The organism is Ruficoccus amylovorans (assembly GCF_014230085.1).
In the GTDB taxonomy this organism is placed as follows: domain Bacteria; phylum Verrucomicrobiota; class Verrucomicrobiia; order Opitutales; family Cerasicoccaceae; genus Ruficoccus; species Ruficoccus amylovorans.
Window position 1 is genome coordinate 64,196 of the sequence record NZ_JACHVB010000060.1, and the last position, 15,894, is coordinate 80,089.

Consider the following 15,894-nt stretch of genomic DNA (forward strand, 5'->3'; position numbering starts at 1 on the left):
TGTGGAACTGGTGCCCTTCTTCGGCAAAACACCAAACCGACGGCTGTTCCGTTCCGTCCGACATCTGGCCATAACAGGCACACAGCAATACGGGTTTCCTGACACTCCTCTCAACTGACCGCGAGTAGATACCGATCCCCCCGGCGCTCCAACGAACTGACCAACATGCCCGCTAGCCATCGACGGCACGCCGCGCGGCATATGGCGCTACGTCATTTCTACATTAGGAATTTTCCGAACACGGGCTGAGGTTTTGAGACGAGTCGAAAAACGCCGATAGCGGGTCGAAAAAGACCATTCCCCTCCCGTTGAGCGCTGACCTGAGCAGGCCCTAAATCGACAGCCAGCGTCCGCCTCAAAGGCTCGATGTCTCAGGCTCCTCCAGCGGCACCCACTTGCCACCCGCCAATTTTGCATGCTGAGCACCCAGGCGTTTGAGGTATTCCGGGTCAAGCGTGGGATCGTCCGTTTCCAGGCGCCAGGCCGTCAGTTCCTCCTGTAATTTAAGCAGCGTATCGGCATAGGCAGGATCGTCGCTGAGATTGTGAAGCTCATATGGGTCCGCCTCCACGTCGTAGAGTTCGTAACGGGGAGGATAGAGGAAGACTTCCATCACCGCCCGCCACGGATCGCCCTCCGGCGGAGCCTTGTACTGTCCGGGAACAGCCGGATTTTTCCGCCCGGACTCAAGGTTGAGAATCAGCTTGTAACGCCCGTCTCGAATCGCCCGGCGCGGGTAGTAATGATCGACGCGGTGGGCCGTGTACTCGGTCGCAATCATTGTTCGCCATTTGGGGTCCGCGTCGTTCTCGAGCAGCGGCAACAGGCTGCGCCCGGCCAGACCCGGTGGAACCTCCAGCCCCGCCGCCTCCAGAATAGTCGGCATGATGTCAACGGTGCTGACGAAACGAGCATCGCGGGAACCGTTAGCCAACGCACCGGGCACGTAAACAAGGAATGGAATCCTCACACCGGCCTCGTAGCAGGTCGTCTTGGCGCGCGCAAAAGGCGCGCCATGATCGCCGACATAAATGATAAGCGTATCATCCAATAAGTTGCGGCGCTTCAAGTCTTCAATCAACAAACCAACGCCCCAGTCCACCCGTTCAAGCGCACTGTAGTAGCCAGCCACATCATGGCGCATCCCGGGGAAATCCAGGGCGACAAAAGGCAGCAGCTCGACCTCCTCCGCCGTATGCGGGTGGCTCGGGATCCCCTTGGTCTGAAAAGCTCCCGCATCGTAGGGACGATGCGGATCAAAGAAATTCACGTAGAGGAAGAACGGACGGCCGGCCTTTTCCGCCTCGCCCATAAAGGCGTCAGCCCGACGCGAGACCTCGGCCACATCCCGTGAGCCCAGCACGAACTTGGAATTGTCCAGATCGAAGGGGAACGCACTGGCGGGCTCGACATGAAGCTTGCCGATGATGCCCGTCATGTAGCCCGCGTTTTTCATCTCGACGGCCAGGTTGGGAAGCTCGGGGTTGATCGCGTAACCGACATGGGCCAGCCCCAACTGCCCGTTTTGGTGCGGGTACAGTCCGGTTAAAATACTGCTGCGCGAAGGCGAACACGAGGACTGCGTCACGTAGCCGCGCTCGAACAGCACGCCCATCTCACCGAGGCGGTTGAGATTCGGTGTATGCGCCTGATCGTCCCCGTAGGCATCCATCTCGACTCCGTGATCGTCCCCCGTGATCAACAGGACGTTCAGCGGGCGTCCGTACAGCGCACCACTCAGCAATGACAGGAGTAAGACGAGCGTTTTTATGTTCACGATAGTAGAGACGGAAGTTAGCAAGATAAAGGCGTTAAACGATTCTAGGCCCTCAAGGATTTTCATCCACACTGACTTTGAACAGGCGCAGCGGCGACGGTTCCGGCCACGGCTTGGGGCGGGCGACGTCGCGATTCGGCGGTAGCGTTTCCCACTGCAGGATGTATTTTTCACCCGGATTGAGATCCTCGCCCTGATCATAGGCGCGGACCGTCTTCATCCCGGGGAAGTCCGACTCGACCCGGTACAACTTCCGGTAAAAGGCTTGCTCTGCCGGGTCCGGCTTGAGGATATCAACCACTGAAAAGTCTTCTTCACTCAGCAGGTACTCGCCACTGGGATACTTGACGTGGCTGATCTGCTCTTTCAGCAGCCCCTTGCCGGCCGGAGCCACACTGCCGTGACGCACATCCGTGCTTTCGATGGAGCCGCCGCCGCTGAAATACCAGCGGTAGTCCCAGTCCGAGGTCTGATAAAACTGCCAGTGGTCATCCTCCCAACGGGCATGGTAGAGCTGCGTGTTGCCCTGCTCGTCGAACTTGTGGTAGGTGAGGACCACCCTTCCCTTTGAGTCGAAGCCGATCTTCCCCGAGCCGTTGATGATCCCACCCTCGACCGGGATCGGGTCCACGATGAGGCCGGGAGTTTCAATGGTCAGGGGTAGCTTCAGCGGCTCGCCCGCGGCCGTTTCCCAATGGACGAGATCGCGGCTGCGCGCATAGGAAAGGTCGTGGTTAGTCTCGCAGTCAACGGTGTCGCGCCATACCCAGGACATATGGTAGTAGCCGTCCGGCCCCAAGGTCGGTCCCAGGGGATAGGCGTTCATCATAGATTCGCCGTCGAGAATGGAACGGTCTATCAGGCGTTTCCACTTTTGGGTGTCCGTATCATAAATGTTATAGTAGTTCACGCCGTTACCGCTGGAACCATCGCGGTAATAAAAGACAAGATCGCCGTCCGCGTTTTTCATGAAACGCGGATAGGTCACTCGCTGCTCGTCCCGGCCGGTCATGGGAGCCGCCTCCAGCGTCGTGACGTCGTAAGGCTGTGTGGAGCGGAAATAGACCAGCGGGTTGACATGCATGTTGCCGCTGACGTGTATGTACCCCTCCTTGTCGAGGGCCATGACGATGTAGTTATGGCTATCCCATCCGAGCTTCGAGGGGAGCCTCTTATAGGTCCAATCCGAGGAATCCAGTCGCCGCTGAGCAATCGTCATCTGCCGGTCAGCGTCGTAATAGGCCACGTACTGGTACGGAGGAACCGTCAGCAGGTAAAAGCCAACCCGATGCCCCGACCAAACATTGTCAAGCTCCTGCGCATCGAGCAGTTGGGGCGGAGTAGGCTTGGATTCGTCACTGTCCACAACTGGGCCAGCATGACTGAAATTCATAGCAAACAAAGTGCAGCTCAAGCCAATAACTGCAAGTCTCATGTGGGGGATGATAGGCATAAGGGTATACGAAATTTGATAGTTTCGGGCGGTGCAAAATCCCGCCTTATACTACCAGAGAGATACGCTCGATCTATATCCCGAACAACCCGAAAAGACCTGCAGAATACTAACCTTATCAGCCAATTAATAAAATCACGGCGGGATCCCGGTAGCAAATACCCACGGGGGCCCCTCTTTCATTCAAGACACAGGCTCGACCCTCATCACCCAAAAGAAAGACACGCTTCATCAATAAGTCTGTCCGTTCGCGTACCTGCAGATTAGTGGGGCCTCGCCCCGTCAACCCGCCTACCCCAACCCCGTCTTGAGCGAATTTGTTATAAATGTGACGAGCCATCCCACTTGCAGGAGACTGACAGTAACACGATCCTTAATCGTGTCCTTATTTCGAACCAATCAATCCCTAGCGATACCCGTTATGAAAAACACCCCCCGATTCCTCCTACTCCTCGCAGCCTCCGCGCTGGGCATCACTTCGCTTCACGCAAGCACAGTGGTGTTCTCCGATGATTTCAACCGGGCGAATGTCGGCCCGACCAATAATGATACCCTCATAGGCAACGGCTGGGTCTGGCCGCAAGCTGATGGCGAATGGGCGATCAACGATGGCACCCTCGTCACTGACAAAACCACCCCTCCGGCCCCCCCGACCGGTGCTCCTCGTATCCTCAATCAGTCAGTCTCCCTTTCAGACACCCAGTCGTTCACCTACTCGGTGGACATTTTCGCTGCCGATGCATCCACCGGATGGATCGGGCTGATGTTTGATGTCCATAGCATGAACAATTTCGAAATCGTGCGCTTCAAGATCGGATCAAATTCCTACCAGGCCCTTCGCATGGAAGGCGGCAGCCCTGTGACATCAACACTGGTCACGAAAAGCGACGCCACCGAAACCTTCACCGCAAACACTTGGTACACGATCACGGTGACGACCTATGTCGAAGATGTCGAAGGAAGCATCGAGTTCTCCATCACCCGGCGCGGCAGTGAAGAGAATCTGAACGTGGCCAACACCGCCAACTTCGGAGCAGACCCCGAAAGCTGGACCAACAACGGTTTCGGCTTATTCGCCGAAAGCAACGGCAAACCCACCTTCGACAACATGCTGGTCACCACGGTCCCCGAGCCGGGCGAAACCTCCCTGTGCCTGCTCGCGCTTGCTGGGGCCTTCACCCTCCTGGGTCGCCGCTACCTGCGCTCGCGCAAGTAACAAACCCCATTACCCAAGCGCATCAGCACTTTTCTGTCGGACCGGGGTCGCACGGCCCCGGTCCACCGCAGAAGACCGTCTCGTTTCCAAGCCTCTTGCCGGATAACTTGTCAAGCGGCTGAAAAGGCTTAATCCAGTTACAGGAAGCCCCACTATGTCTAATAACAGATTTCTCGGGATCATCCCCTCGGTGGCCACGATCCTCTGCGCAGCCCCGATAGCCCTGCTGCAGGCACAGGGCAATGAGCAGACTGCCCCCAACGTGCTCTTCATCGCCATCGACGATCTCCGGCCCGAGTTGGGAGCCTATGGCAACAAGGAGATACAGTCACCCAACATTGATCGGCTGGCCGCCGATGCGACGCTGTTCAATCAGGCCTACAGCCAGGTGCCGGTCTGCGGAGCCTCACGCTCAAGCATGCTGAGCGGAATGCTTCCAACGGCAAAGCGCTTCACTGCTTTCGACTCGCGCGCCGACGAGGACGCCCCCGGCATGCCCACGCTTCCGGCATGGTTCAAGGAGCATGGCTACACCACGTACAGCAACGGGAAAATTTTTCACAACAGGAACGATTCAACCGACGGCTGGTCACGGCCCGCCTGGATGCCCTCCATCAGCCACGGCGCCATGCTCAATCCCGAGAGCAAGAAGCACCTCGGCGGAGTCCGTAATCGCGGCCCGTTTTACGAACGCGCCGAAGTCGAGGACTCGGCCTACTTCGACGGACAAGTTTTGGACAAATCCCTCGCGGACCTCAAGGAACTCTCCGCCGCCGGGAAACCCTTCTTCCTCGCAGTCGGCTTCATCCGTCCGCACCTCCCCTTCTACGCTCCCGCACAGGATTGGGATGCCTTTGACGAGGGCTCGATTTCACTGGCCGTCAACCGGGAGCTACCCGCCGGCTCACCTGAATCCCTTACTCCCTCGAACGAAATCCAGTTCTACGGCGACCACGGCATCCCCTACAACAGTGAGCTGTGGCACCAGACGGCCAAGCACGGCTACTACGCCTGCGTCCGCTACGTGGACCGGCTGGTCGGCAAACTCCTCGACGCACTCGAAGCAACCGGACAGGCCGACAACACAATCATCGTGCTCTGGGGTGACCACGGATGGCTCCTCGGCGAGCATAATGTCTGGGGCAAGCTCATCCTACTCCCCGAGGCGTTGCGGGTTCCGCTTCTCATCCGCGCCCCCGGGCGCGCCCCGGCCCAGTCAGATGAGGTCGTGGAGGCGGTCGATATTTACCCGACCCTCTGCGGGTTGGCCGGGCTTCCCGTCCCGCAGCACCTTCAGGGGCAGGACCTCTTTGGGCCGAGCGCGAATACCGGACGCCAGGATTCCGGATACGCCTATTCGCGCATGTTCAACGGGGACGCCGTCTCAACCGAACGTTATGTCTACGCCCGTTACAACAAGGCTGGCAAGGTCGAGGAACTACTGCTCGACCGGGAGCAAGATCCCCTCGGACGCAAGAACCTGACAACCGACTCTGCTTACGCAGCCGAGCTGAATACTCTGCGCCAGGCACTCGACGACCAAATGCAACGGGCCAAATAGCACCCGCGAAACCGACGTCCAAACAGTTTCCTCAAGGGACCATCCATACCGGATGGTCCTTTTGGAACACCCGCACCCGGACAACGTTCATTTGACGACTCCCCCCTGACCGCTTTATTCTCAGTCTGTTATGTTACGGTACTTAGCCTGCGGTCAGCGAAATTTCAAAAACGACGTGGACCCGCTGGCCGTACGCTACAGTTGGGAATTCTACGCCATCCTCAAGGGCAAGGGCGCTCCCTTGATAGAGGGCACCACCCCGCTGGAGCCACGCGGGAATTGCCTCTGGCTCATGCGTCCGGGAATCGTTTACCAGTGGACGACCCGCCCCTCACGCATTACCCGTTTCGCTTTTCACTTCAGCTACGTTCCCGAGCCGCTGCGTAACATGTTCGATGACCAGGACTGGCTCTGCCGCGATCTCGATGAAAAGGAGGCCGACACCATCCGGCAACTCGCCGACGACCTGCTGCCGCACTACCATAACCCGACCGAATTACTCGACCTGCACGGTAACAAGGCTCTCCTGACCCTGTCCCTCTACTTTCTGGACGATTGCAACTTCAAGCGCCAACGCCCGATCTTCCGTCGTGAGTACGAGCGTGTACGCCGGGCCGAAGAGTGGTACCTCGATCACATCCGCCAGCGTCCGACCATGGAGCAGGTCGCCGAGCAGGCCGGGGTCTCCACCAGCCAAATGCGCCGAGATTTCCAAACCATGTACAATGTCTCCCCGCTGGTGGTCTTCCGGCGACTTCGCCTGTATGAAGCGACCCGCCTGCTCATGAACACCGACCTGAAGATCGACAATATCTATCCGCTGGCAGGCTTCTCCAACGCCGTGGATTTCCACCGCAACTTCAAGCGCGAGTATGGCCTTTCCCCCTATCAGTGGCGGCGACGGCTGACCACCTATAAGGCGGACTCCTCCTCATGGTATTTCGGCCAGAGCTCGCCCGGTGCCCCCATCAGCCTGGCCAACAAATCCCGCTCAAAAGATCCGTTCTCCAAGGACCACAAATAAAGAGCGCTACCCGCCTTTCAATGCGCCGGCAGTATAGGCTGGATCAATGTCCCCCCAGCCCTGTGGAGATGAGAAAAATCACTCATCTTATAAAGGTTACCCGACTTTATGCCGATGATCGACACGGTTACTATTGCGCATGCCCCTGCCCATTGACTGACGGTTTACAAAGCACGAATATATAGGCGACAAGAGAACCCCTGCAAACCCACCCTGAGCCTGGCTCATTTGTTCTCCTCTGACCATACCCCGCATGAACCTTGATACGACAACTCAAGCTGTCTCGTGTCGCCACCCCAAGAGCCGGCAGTCCGGTTTCGCCTTGATCGTGGCGATCTCACTCATGGCGTTCATCCTGTTGCTGATGATCGCTATGTCCACCTTCTCACGGGTCGAGATCTCGACCCAGGTGATGTCGAAGGCAAGGGAACAAGCCCGGCAAAACGCCATCCTGGGTGCCACACAAGCACTGGCCGAATTGCAGAAAATGACCGGCCCCGACCAGCGCGTAACCGTGTCTGCCGCGATCCTCGACACGACCCCGGCCGACACGGACATGACCGGCGTCGCCAATCCGGCCTGGATCGGCGTCTGGGACGTGGACCCCGGAGCGGACCTGCTCAATTCCGACTTCAACCCGACCTCTGATTACTATGATTACGAAAACCGTCGCGAAACGCGTTTTCTGGGCTGGCTGGTTTCCGCTTCCAATCATTCGTCACTTACCAACCTGGACCACGCCTCCGCTGAAGTCAGCGCCAGCAACCTTGTGACGCTGGCCGGAGAAAATCTTCCGCAGGGAAACCCGTCACGGGTGGATGTCGAAGTCGTCGATGTGGACTCAAATGACAAGGCCAAAGGTCGCTATGCCTATTGGGTCGGTGCCGAAGGAACCAAGGCCAAGGCAAACCTGCTGGATAGGGGACGCGACGATATGCTGGCGGACATGACGCGTAAGAAGGCCAGCTTCATGGTCAACCAGCGCAACGCGGTCGAAGCCATCCAGAGCGAAGTCAGCGGGCTTGCCAATTTCCCCCAGTACAGCGATGAGTTTCCGAACCTCATCTCCAACGAACACATCGCCAACCTCAGCTCCCTCGGCGGAAGTGTCTCCCGTCAGGAGATGGGCGAGGTGCTCAACGATGTCACAACCTATGGATACGGGCTGGTCACTGACACGCTGCGGGGCGGGTTCCGGACCGACCTGAGCACGCTCCTGCGCCAGGATGACTCCGGCGCGATGGCCTTCAGCACCGGGCTGCCCCGCTATACACAGGCCGGCGGCTCCCATAGCTTTGTCAAATACCCCAACGGCACAGCCACGCACCCCATGCCCGCTGCCCCCACCTGGGAGCAGATGCGCTCTTACTTTCACCTGGCGGACGACGACGGCCATCTCGAAGTACGCAAGCATACCGACAGCACCTACGGGCTCTACCCGGTCATCACCCGCTACTGGCTAAAAATCACCCCCGTCCTCAGACGCAACAACGTACTCGGGGATGTCATGATCTATAAAATCGCCCCCATCGTGGTCTTGTGGAACCCCTATAACGTGCCGTTGAGCATCAATGACGACCTCTGGGTGGACTTTGCGCTGGAGCGTCGCTCCTCGGACCGTAAATCAGGCGTCTATCTCGGTAACGACTGGATCAAGCTGTATGATCCGGGCAAACTCTTGGTGGAGTGCTTCGACCCGAGCGGATGGGGCGGCAACAGCCTTCCCTTTGGCAACACCAGCGCGCCGAACATTCTCGATAACGGCGACTTGTTCCGGTTCACCGATACGGTGGGCACCGAGTATACTGGTTTTTCCTTCCGCCTGCCAAGCGTCACCCTTGAACCCGGGCAGGTCCGCTCGTTCGGCGTGTCGGTTGACGGGGCTGATTACACCGGTAACAATCTACTGGCGACAGAGCCCGCCATGGTCTCGCCAAGCAGCGTGATTATGGAGAACAAGGACAGCACTGGAAGCCTCATCCGGGCCAGCGTGGAATGGTCCCAGGCGGACAACTCCCCTGAACAGCGCGAGATTTATTCTCCGAATTCGAATGCAAATCCGAATGCAATCTACCGGGAGCAGGGAGCCATCCATTTCAATACCGACGTCAAGTCGACAAACATGGACCAGCGTATCAACTCGTTCTACCTCACGCTGGGACTGCGCGATAATGGAGGTGACTCCCCCCAGATCGACGACTACGTCCAGCTCATCGAGCATGTAGAAGTCGCCAATCCCAATGCCCAGATGCAATATAACGCCCCGGGCCGCACTGGGGAATGGCCGCGCAGTGAACGTAACACGGTGGCAGACACGAATAGCCGCGATACCGCCATCCTGCCCTACTTTGGTTTCTCAGATGAGAGCGGGATGGACAAGCACAGCATCATCTTTGATGCTGTCGCTGCCACTGGGATGACCTATCCGGACAACGACCTGGCCACCCCCGCCCAGACCGGACTCAAGGCTGGCTACCGGATCAGCAAGCGCTGGCTGGTCGGCGAGAACTTCCGCGCCCCCCGGCAGATGAAAAACGCCGCCGACCCCGCTGGCAGTTCCAACGTCACCGCAGGCGCGCTCGGGGTTTACACCAAGTACGCCAATAACGGGCTATTCGGGCTTCCCTCACCAAACATCCAACTCGACCCGAGCACACTGGAGCCGATGTTCGGCCCGGGGATCGTGCAGGGAACGGGCTTGTCCAAGCTGTCTTTCTTTGACGTACCCCGCGACGGTACCGGCATCCTCTCCCTCGGTGCGCTCCAGCACATGCTCACCTCGGAGACAAACGCCAGCCATGCCTACGGGATCGGCAGCGGTACCGCCGATCCCCGCCTGCGGGACACCGCGAACTTTTACCTGACCAATGGATTCACCGGCGCACTCGACAATGAGCTTTCCCCGCTCGACGAGGCTTTTCTCCAAAACCATGCGCTCTGGGACGGCTTCTTTTTTTCCGGGCTAAACACCGCCCCCTCTCCCACCGAGGTACAGGCCGGAGAGCCGCTGCCCCTGAACTCCCGCTACTTCTACACCAGTAAACCGGACAACATCACCGATCTTTCGGACCCCGCCCTGACCGCCGAGTACCTCGGCGTGGACGGGATGTTCGACATCAACAGCACTTCGGTCAGCGCCTGGAAAGCCGTCCTGGGCGGGCTCAACCAGCTCAGCTACGACCCGGTCAGCAACACCATCGCCGCTGGCCTGGAGTACCCGGTCTCGCGCTTCAGCGATCCGCTGGCCGGAGTGGGCGGCACGACATCCGAGGTCTGGAACGGCTTCCGGCAGTTGAGTGACGCCGAACTCGAAAGCCTCGCCGAAGCGATCGTCGAACAGGTCAAGCGCAGGGGGCCGTTCTTCTCCCTGAGCGATTTCGTCAACCGCCGCCTCGTCACCGGCAACACGGAAGAGGGCCTCTACGGCCCGCTGGAAGCTGCCATCCGCAACTCCGGCATCAACAACGCCATCGCTTCAGATCACTTCGACAACGGCAGTCTGCCCAATGGTGTAACTATCGGGGCCAATACGATTCCGCAGGTTTTCGAGGGAAGTATGAGCGACGGCATTGCCCAGTGGGTCAAGCAGGGCGACATACTCCAGGCCATCGCCCCGGTCATCTCGGCCCGCAGCGATGTCTTCCGGATCAGGAGCTATGGCGAGGTGCTCAACCCCGCGACCGGCGAAATCATGGCGACCGCCAGGTGCGAGCTGGTTGTGCAACGCCTGCCCGAGTACTTTGACAAGGACGCGAACGTTGACAGCGACAGGCCCTACACGTTCAACTCTACCACTGAAGAGTATGAGGAGACTCCCCTCTCCAGCGAAAACCGAACCTTCGGCCGACGTTACCAAGTCGTCGCTTTTCAATGGATCAACTGAACATGGAACCTCGTTTGACGAACATGTCACCCTCGTCTTGTTTCGCCCGTCCGGCACTTCTGGTCTTTCTCGCCGGCCTGCTCGGGACTTTGGCGGCCCACGCCGAAGAACCGGAACAGATCTCGGTCGAATTCCGAACGCTGGGCTGGGGCTTGCAGGACTCAAACCTCGTCGCTGGCAGCAACGACTCCCGCTTCAGTATTTTAAATTCCCAAGTCAGCGGCCCTTACCGCTACGTGGGCCAACCGACGATGTACATCTACCGGGGCAGCGCCCTCCCCCCCAAAGATGACATGCTGGACCAGGGACTCGAATCCGCCGAAGCAGACGCCCCCACGGCCACCCCGCCGGGAACGCCCCTGCCCCCACCCAAGCCGATCGCGCGCATCCCCAACCTGAAAAACCGGCAAAAACTCCTGATATTTTTCCTCCCGAACACCGACCGGAGCAACGGGCAGGCGTATAAAATCCTCACCTTTGACGACTCAGGGGTAGACCGCAAAGAACCGGGAATCGAATTCTACAACTTCTCCGGGCAGCAACTCGCGCTCAAGATACTGGACGATGTCCATAGCGTGGCGAACGGCCGAGTCACCTACATCAAGGTCAAGCGCGAGGTCAGCAAATCCGTGATCGCTGTCGCCGTCACCACCCCCAAGCCCGAAATGGTTTATGTCTCGCGTTTCCGGCTGAAACAGGACCAACGGATGATGTTCCTCGCCATCCCGGACAGCTCCGGCAGCAACGGTGGGGTCAAAATTGTTTCGATGCTCCAGTCGCTTGAGCCATCCTATTCCGGCCCCCAGGATCTTCCCATTAATTGATCCCGGAATCAGTCTCCGGCAATCTTCAGGAAAGAGAGCCCGAGGTCAGCCTGGGAGTAAAGTGAGCCCGGCTCGCCCTCGCCACCGGGCTCCAGCAGCGATGAGCAGCTCCCACCGGAGGACAACCTCCGGCAGGACGAGGGTACACTATTTTCCAAAGAGGAAAGCGTACCCCCGGTAGGCGGGACCGTTTGGCAGAATCAGCCTTCCGCCTGTCAAAACCGGTTCGCCACAACTGGTGTCAGCGAGGCTGAGGGCCAGCGTCCGGCAGGCGCTCGCGGGGAGTTCGATTACGAGTTCTTCCTCCGGCAGACCGTCAAAGGCATGCACAACCAGCAGGGCGCGTTCGCCCTTTTCATCTTCGCGCCAGATGCCCTGCCAACCCGTCGGATTATTCCAGTTATCGGGCGTCTGGCCGAGGAAGCGGGTATGCCCGTCCTTGATAATCGGGGCAGCCGACTGGTAGAAGGCCACCGCCTCCTTAATCAGGTCCATCTGCCCATCCGACAAATCATGGACCGGTCCCGAAAGACACATCCTCCCGTAGAGCGCAGCCGTTAGCGAGTAGATCAAACGCTGGTCGTCGTCCTCCGGGTACAACACTGCCCAGATCTGGGATTGGCGGGGCGGGATAAGGTAGTGCATCTGCCGCGCGATCACCGGGATGTTGCGGGACTCGTGCGCGTCCGAGAAAGAGCTCATGCTGGTGAGCGCCATCATGGAAGGCTCCAGCCGGTGTCCCCCCGAGGAGCAGTTCTCAATCACCAGGTCTTTGACGGATTCGCGAATTCGCTTAAAAGTGGCATGAATGCCGTTCACGTGCTGCCGCAAGCCTTCGCCGATTGAGTCCGGATGGTCGCAACCGATACCGATGGTATCGTTGTAATCGACCTTCAAATACCCCAGTTGGTTCTCGTTGAGGAAGTCGATAAGTTTTTTCCCCAGATAGTCCTGCACCCAGGCATCGTTGAGATTCCAGAAACGGCGGCTGCCAACCCGGAGTGGCTTGCCCTCGCGCTGCAAATGATGGGCGCTTTCCTCAAATGCTTTCGAGCCGGGGTTGCAGACCTCGAACTCGAACCAGATGCCGGGCGTGAATCCCATCTCACGTAATTGCCGGCAGGTCGCCCCGATGCCGTCGGGAAACTTCTGCCTGTCCACGATCCAGTCGCCATTCGACTGCATGGTCGCTTCGGCCGGGCGCACCGCCCAGCCGTCGTCGATGACCAGGTAGCGGATGCCAGTGCCGAGCAGTCGCCGAGCCAGCGCCAGGGTCTTGTCATGGCTGGGCGAGCCCCAGTTCGTGCACCATTCATTAAAAATCACGGGCAAATCCGCCTCGGAGGGCGGAGGCTCTGGCAGCAGCAGCTCCTGCATCCGTACCAGCTTACCGGTCAGGTCGCTTAGTTCGCCCTGCACGCAGGCCAGATGTGCGACCGGTGTGCTCATTCGCTCTCCGGGCTGGAGAACTTTTTTCCAGTGCCCGAACTCGTAGTCCGCCAGCCCGCCGGAGAGGGACAGTTGGTCACCGCGTCGGGAGACCTCCATCTGCCAGGAGCCGGCCCAGGCCAGTTGCGCCCCCCAGAGCACCCCCGCCCCGGTGTCTTCAACCGCGACGAAGGGGAAGAACTTCCGAACCGGCATCGTGCCAACCTGGCCGAAGCGCTCCGAAACCAGGTTGAACCCCGACCAACTGCGCTCCAGGTGAAGAGCCTCCACCGATTCACTGCACAAGCGGCCTTCATTGCTCCACCAGGAGCGGAAACGATGGACTTTCAAGCGCCCGGGCGCATCGTCGCTGACAAAAGGCGTGATACCGGACAATACAAAGCTCGACAGCATTTCGAGCGTGAGCGGGCTTTCGCCTTGATTGATAACGGTGCTCCAGGCGAGCAAGGTACCCTCGACGGGACCCGCTTCGAGGTGTTGCTCGACCACCAGCCCATGCCGCTCATCCTGAAAACGCGTGACGATGCCAGTCGCCCCGACCTCCTCCCCCACAAAGGCCAGATTCTCCACGCTGGCGCTGTCCTGCATGGTCATTCCGCCCGTGAAGTTGACCTGCAAGTGGTCGCTTGCCAGCTTGAGTTGCACCATGCTGTCCGGCACCTCCACAATCGGTTTGATGACCTTGCATTCGGGTCGCCCCGTGATGCTCTTGCGATGTTCGACCTTCCGGCTTTCCGCCTCGGCCGGGCACAGGTGCAATTCGGTCTTCCCGGATTCGTGGGTGACCCGCTCAATCAGCAGGCCGTTTAAGGTCAGGCGTCTATTCATATCGCGATAGGACACGACATTTGTCCTGTCGCACAGAAATGTCAGCGGAAAAAGCGACCATCGAGATACGTCTTTTTCCGCGCACGCCGCGCCTCAACCGTCCGCGCCCGTCGGCCAGACTCCGTCTTTAATCTCACGCAGAACCAGCGCCCCGGGGTCGATTTCCGCATGCTTCATACGGACACGGTTCCAGGTGTAGAGCGCGTGGACAATGCCGTCCTCATCCTGAATGACAACGGGGTAGGAGAATTCCCCTGGCTCATCCTCCAGTACAAGCGCCGCGTACCAGGTATTACCGTCTTCGGAGACCGCGATGTTCAGTGGTGTGCGGGGGCCGCCCCACTTCCCCTTGGGGATGCCGCTGTGGTTATAAATGAGCAGGTGGCGGCCGTCCTTAAGCGTTACGGCGTCGATGCCGGAATAGTTGTTGGGCAGGCTCGTTTTTTCCGGTGCCGACCAGGTCACACCGTTGTCGTTCGACCAGCTTTGTACAATCACTCCTGTGTGAGAGCGCGCCAGCGCCTGAAGCCGGCCGTCACGGTGAGTCAGAATGGTCGGCTGAATCGCGTCGATCTCACTCTTCGGTGTCATGGCGGCAGGCAGCCAGGTTTTTCCGAAATCTTTTGTCCGGTCAAAGCTCATCCGGTTGCCGGAATTATCCGGGCAAATCAGCGTTCCGTCCTGAAGCAAAACGGGTTTGTTCTTGCTGGCTCCACGCACGCCCGGCGGCAGACGCTGCGGCTCGCTCCAGCTCTCGCCGCCATCCTCGCTCGTCATTAAAAAGCTCATATCGAACTTTCCCCCCAGATAAAAAAGCAGCATTGGCCCTCCATCCGGATACTGGAACAGGACGGGGTTGAAACTCGCGCTGAGGGTGTTGTTCGGATAAGTGGCATGGGCGACTTCGCGCGGCTGACTCCATTCCATCCCGTCAAATTCGCTCTGCCAGATGCCGGAGTCGATATGGCCTTCGCGTGTTCCTCCGAACCAGGCCGCCACGACCGTGCCATCCTCCCGCTGCGCGAGTGTCCCGGCATGGCATTCCGGAGTCGGCGCGTTATCATAGACGAACTCAGCGGACAGCAATCCCGGCTGGTCCAGCAAGTGTTCGCCGGTCTCGCTGCCAATGTCGGTATTCGGACGGCCACTGACTTTGAAACGCTCGGGTTGGTTAACGTAAAGCCGGACATTATCAAGCTTGCCATCAAAGCGCTGCCCGATGTTTCCCTCCGCGCGGTAATACCCGCCAATCGTCAGGGGGGCTGCGGTATCGGTCAGCGTTCCCATCTCGGGAGCGGAAGCCCACGAAACCACGCCATCCACCGCGAGTTGCGCATTGTAGAGCCATTGACTCTTGTCCCACATCGCCTCAATGTGGTGCCACTCTCCGTCGGCCGGGATCTTGTTTTTACTTGTCAGGCGCATCGAGCCTTTTGGCGTCCGGATCATAAATCCGACCTTGCCGTCCTCACGCAAGTAAAGCTGGTATCCGATCTCGCCATCGGTTTTGCGCACGAGCTGAGCTTGCTTCCCACTGCTGCCGAGCAGGACATCGGCTTCGATAATCAACGACCCGTAGCCACTTCCATCGTTGTCATGCCCGGTCAATACAGGCGCATCAGCGATAACCAGAGCCACGCCCCGGGAATCCGAAAGCCCCTCATTGTCCAGGTGAAGTACGCCGCCGCTGATGTCCAGTTCGGATGGCGCTGAGCCAGCTTGCACCGGAAGCCCGGAAACCTCGCCTTCAAAATCCCAGGACGCGACCTCCCCGCTTCGGGGATTGGCTGCGGCCACACTCAGGCAAGGCAACAGACCGGCCAGGACAAACGACAGGGGACAAGCATGGATCATATCAATATCGGGAAAGATGAGGTCA

Annotated in this window: 9 protein-coding genes; 5 read left to right on the forward strand and 4 right to left on the reverse strand. The window is 59.0% G+C overall.

Going from position 1 to position 15,894, the window contains the following annotated elements:
• Positions 1-355 precede the first annotated feature (355 nt).
• Positions 356-1,777, reverse strand: a complete 1,422-nt coding sequence (locus tag H5P28_RS17195; protein WP_185676924.1) for a sulfatase-like hydrolase/transferase — start codon at positions 1,775-1,777, stop codon at positions 356-358.
• A gap of 52 nt (positions 1,778-1,829) precedes the next feature.
• Positions 1,830-3,170 carry a BNR repeat-containing protein gene (locus H5P28_RS17200; RefSeq protein ID WP_185676925.1) on the reverse strand — a complete coding sequence of 447 codons (1,341 nt, stop codon included), beginning with the start codon at positions 3,168-3,170 and terminating at the stop codon, positions 1,830-1,832.
• A gap of 481 nt (positions 3,171-3,651) precedes the next feature.
• Between H5P28_RS17200 and H5P28_RS17205 the strand changes: the two genes are divergently transcribed.
• The 5 genes from H5P28_RS17205 (at position 3,652) to H5P28_RS17225 (ending at position 11,738) form a co-directional block, all read left to right on the forward strand.
• Entirely contained in the window at positions 3,652-4,446 is a 795-nt protein-coding gene (locus H5P28_RS17205) for a hypothetical protein (RefSeq protein WP_185676926.1), read from the forward strand.
• 154 nt (positions 4,447-4,600) lie between these two features.
• Positions 4,601-6,007 carry a sulfatase gene (locus H5P28_RS17210; protein WP_185676927.1) on the forward strand — a complete coding sequence of 469 codons (1,407 nt, stop codon included), beginning with the start codon at positions 4,601-4,603 and terminating at the stop codon, positions 6,005-6,007.
• A 130-nt stretch (positions 6,008-6,137) separates the two neighbouring features.
• Complete coding sequence (locus tag H5P28_RS17215) at positions 6,138-7,031, forward strand: AraC family transcriptional regulator (RefSeq protein ID WP_185676928.1); 894 nt, start codon at positions 6,138-6,140, stop codon at positions 7,029-7,031.
• A 253-nt stretch (positions 7,032-7,284) separates the two neighbouring features.
• A complete protein-coding gene (locus H5P28_RS17220; RefSeq protein ID WP_185676929.1) occupies positions 7,285-10,914 on the forward strand; it encodes a hypothetical protein in 3,630 nt (1,209 codons plus the stop codon).
• Between the two features lie 23 nt (positions 10,915-10,937).
• Entirely contained in the window at positions 10,938-11,738 is an 801-nt protein-coding gene (locus tag H5P28_RS17225; RefSeq protein ID WP_185676930.1) for a hypothetical protein, read from the forward strand.
• A 147-nt stretch (positions 11,739-11,885) separates the two neighbouring features.
• On the opposite strand, the gene H5P28_RS17230 is transcribed toward H5P28_RS17225, so the two are convergent.
• Together H5P28_RS17230 and H5P28_RS17235 are read right to left on the reverse strand one after the other, a co-directional pair.
• Positions 11,886-14,015: a glycoside hydrolase family 36 protein gene (locus H5P28_RS17230; RefSeq protein WP_185676931.1), complete on the reverse strand. Its 2,130-nt coding sequence runs from the start codon at positions 14,013-14,015 to the stop codon at positions 11,886-11,888.
• A gap of 93 nt (positions 14,016-14,108) precedes the next feature.
• Positions 14,109-15,869 carry an exo-alpha-sialidase gene (locus H5P28_RS17235; RefSeq protein WP_185676932.1) on the reverse strand — a complete coding sequence of 587 codons (1,761 nt, stop codon included), beginning with the start codon at positions 15,867-15,869 and terminating at the stop codon, positions 14,109-14,111.
• Positions 15,870-15,894: the final 25 nt, after the last annotated feature.

Excerpts from the sequence above, each read along its gene's own strand:
- H5P28_RS17230 (WP_185676931.1), bottom strand. The coding sequence starts at position 14,015 with ATGAATAGACGCCTGACCTTAAACGGCCTGCTGATTGAGCGGGTCACC.
- H5P28_RS17225 (WP_185676930.1), top strand. The coding sequence starts at position 10,938 with ATGTCACCCTCGTCTTGTTTCGCCCGTCCGGCACTTCTGGTCTTTCTC.
- H5P28_RS17215 (WP_185676928.1), top strand. The coding sequence starts at position 6,138 with ATGTTACGGTACTTAGCCTGCGGTCAGCGAAATTTCAAAAACGACGTG.
- H5P28_RS17235 (WP_185676932.1), bottom strand. The coding sequence starts at position 15,869 with ATGATCCATGCTTGTCCCCTGTCGTTTGTCCTGGCCGGTCTGTTGCCT.
- H5P28_RS17200 (WP_185676925.1), bottom strand. The coding sequence starts at position 3,170 with ATGAATTTCAGTCATGCTGGCCCAGTTGTGGACAGTGACGAATCCAAG.
- H5P28_RS17205 (WP_185676926.1), top strand. The coding sequence starts at position 3,652 with ATGAAAAACACCCCCCGATTCCTCCTACTCCTCGCAGCCTCCGCGCTG.
- H5P28_RS17220 (WP_185676929.1), top strand. The coding sequence starts at position 7,285 with ATGAACCTTGATACGACAACTCAAGCTGTCTCGTGTCGCCACCCCAAG.
- H5P28_RS17210 (WP_185676927.1), top strand. The coding sequence starts at position 4,601 with ATGTCTAATAACAGATTTCTCGGGATCATCCCCTCGGTGGCCACGATC.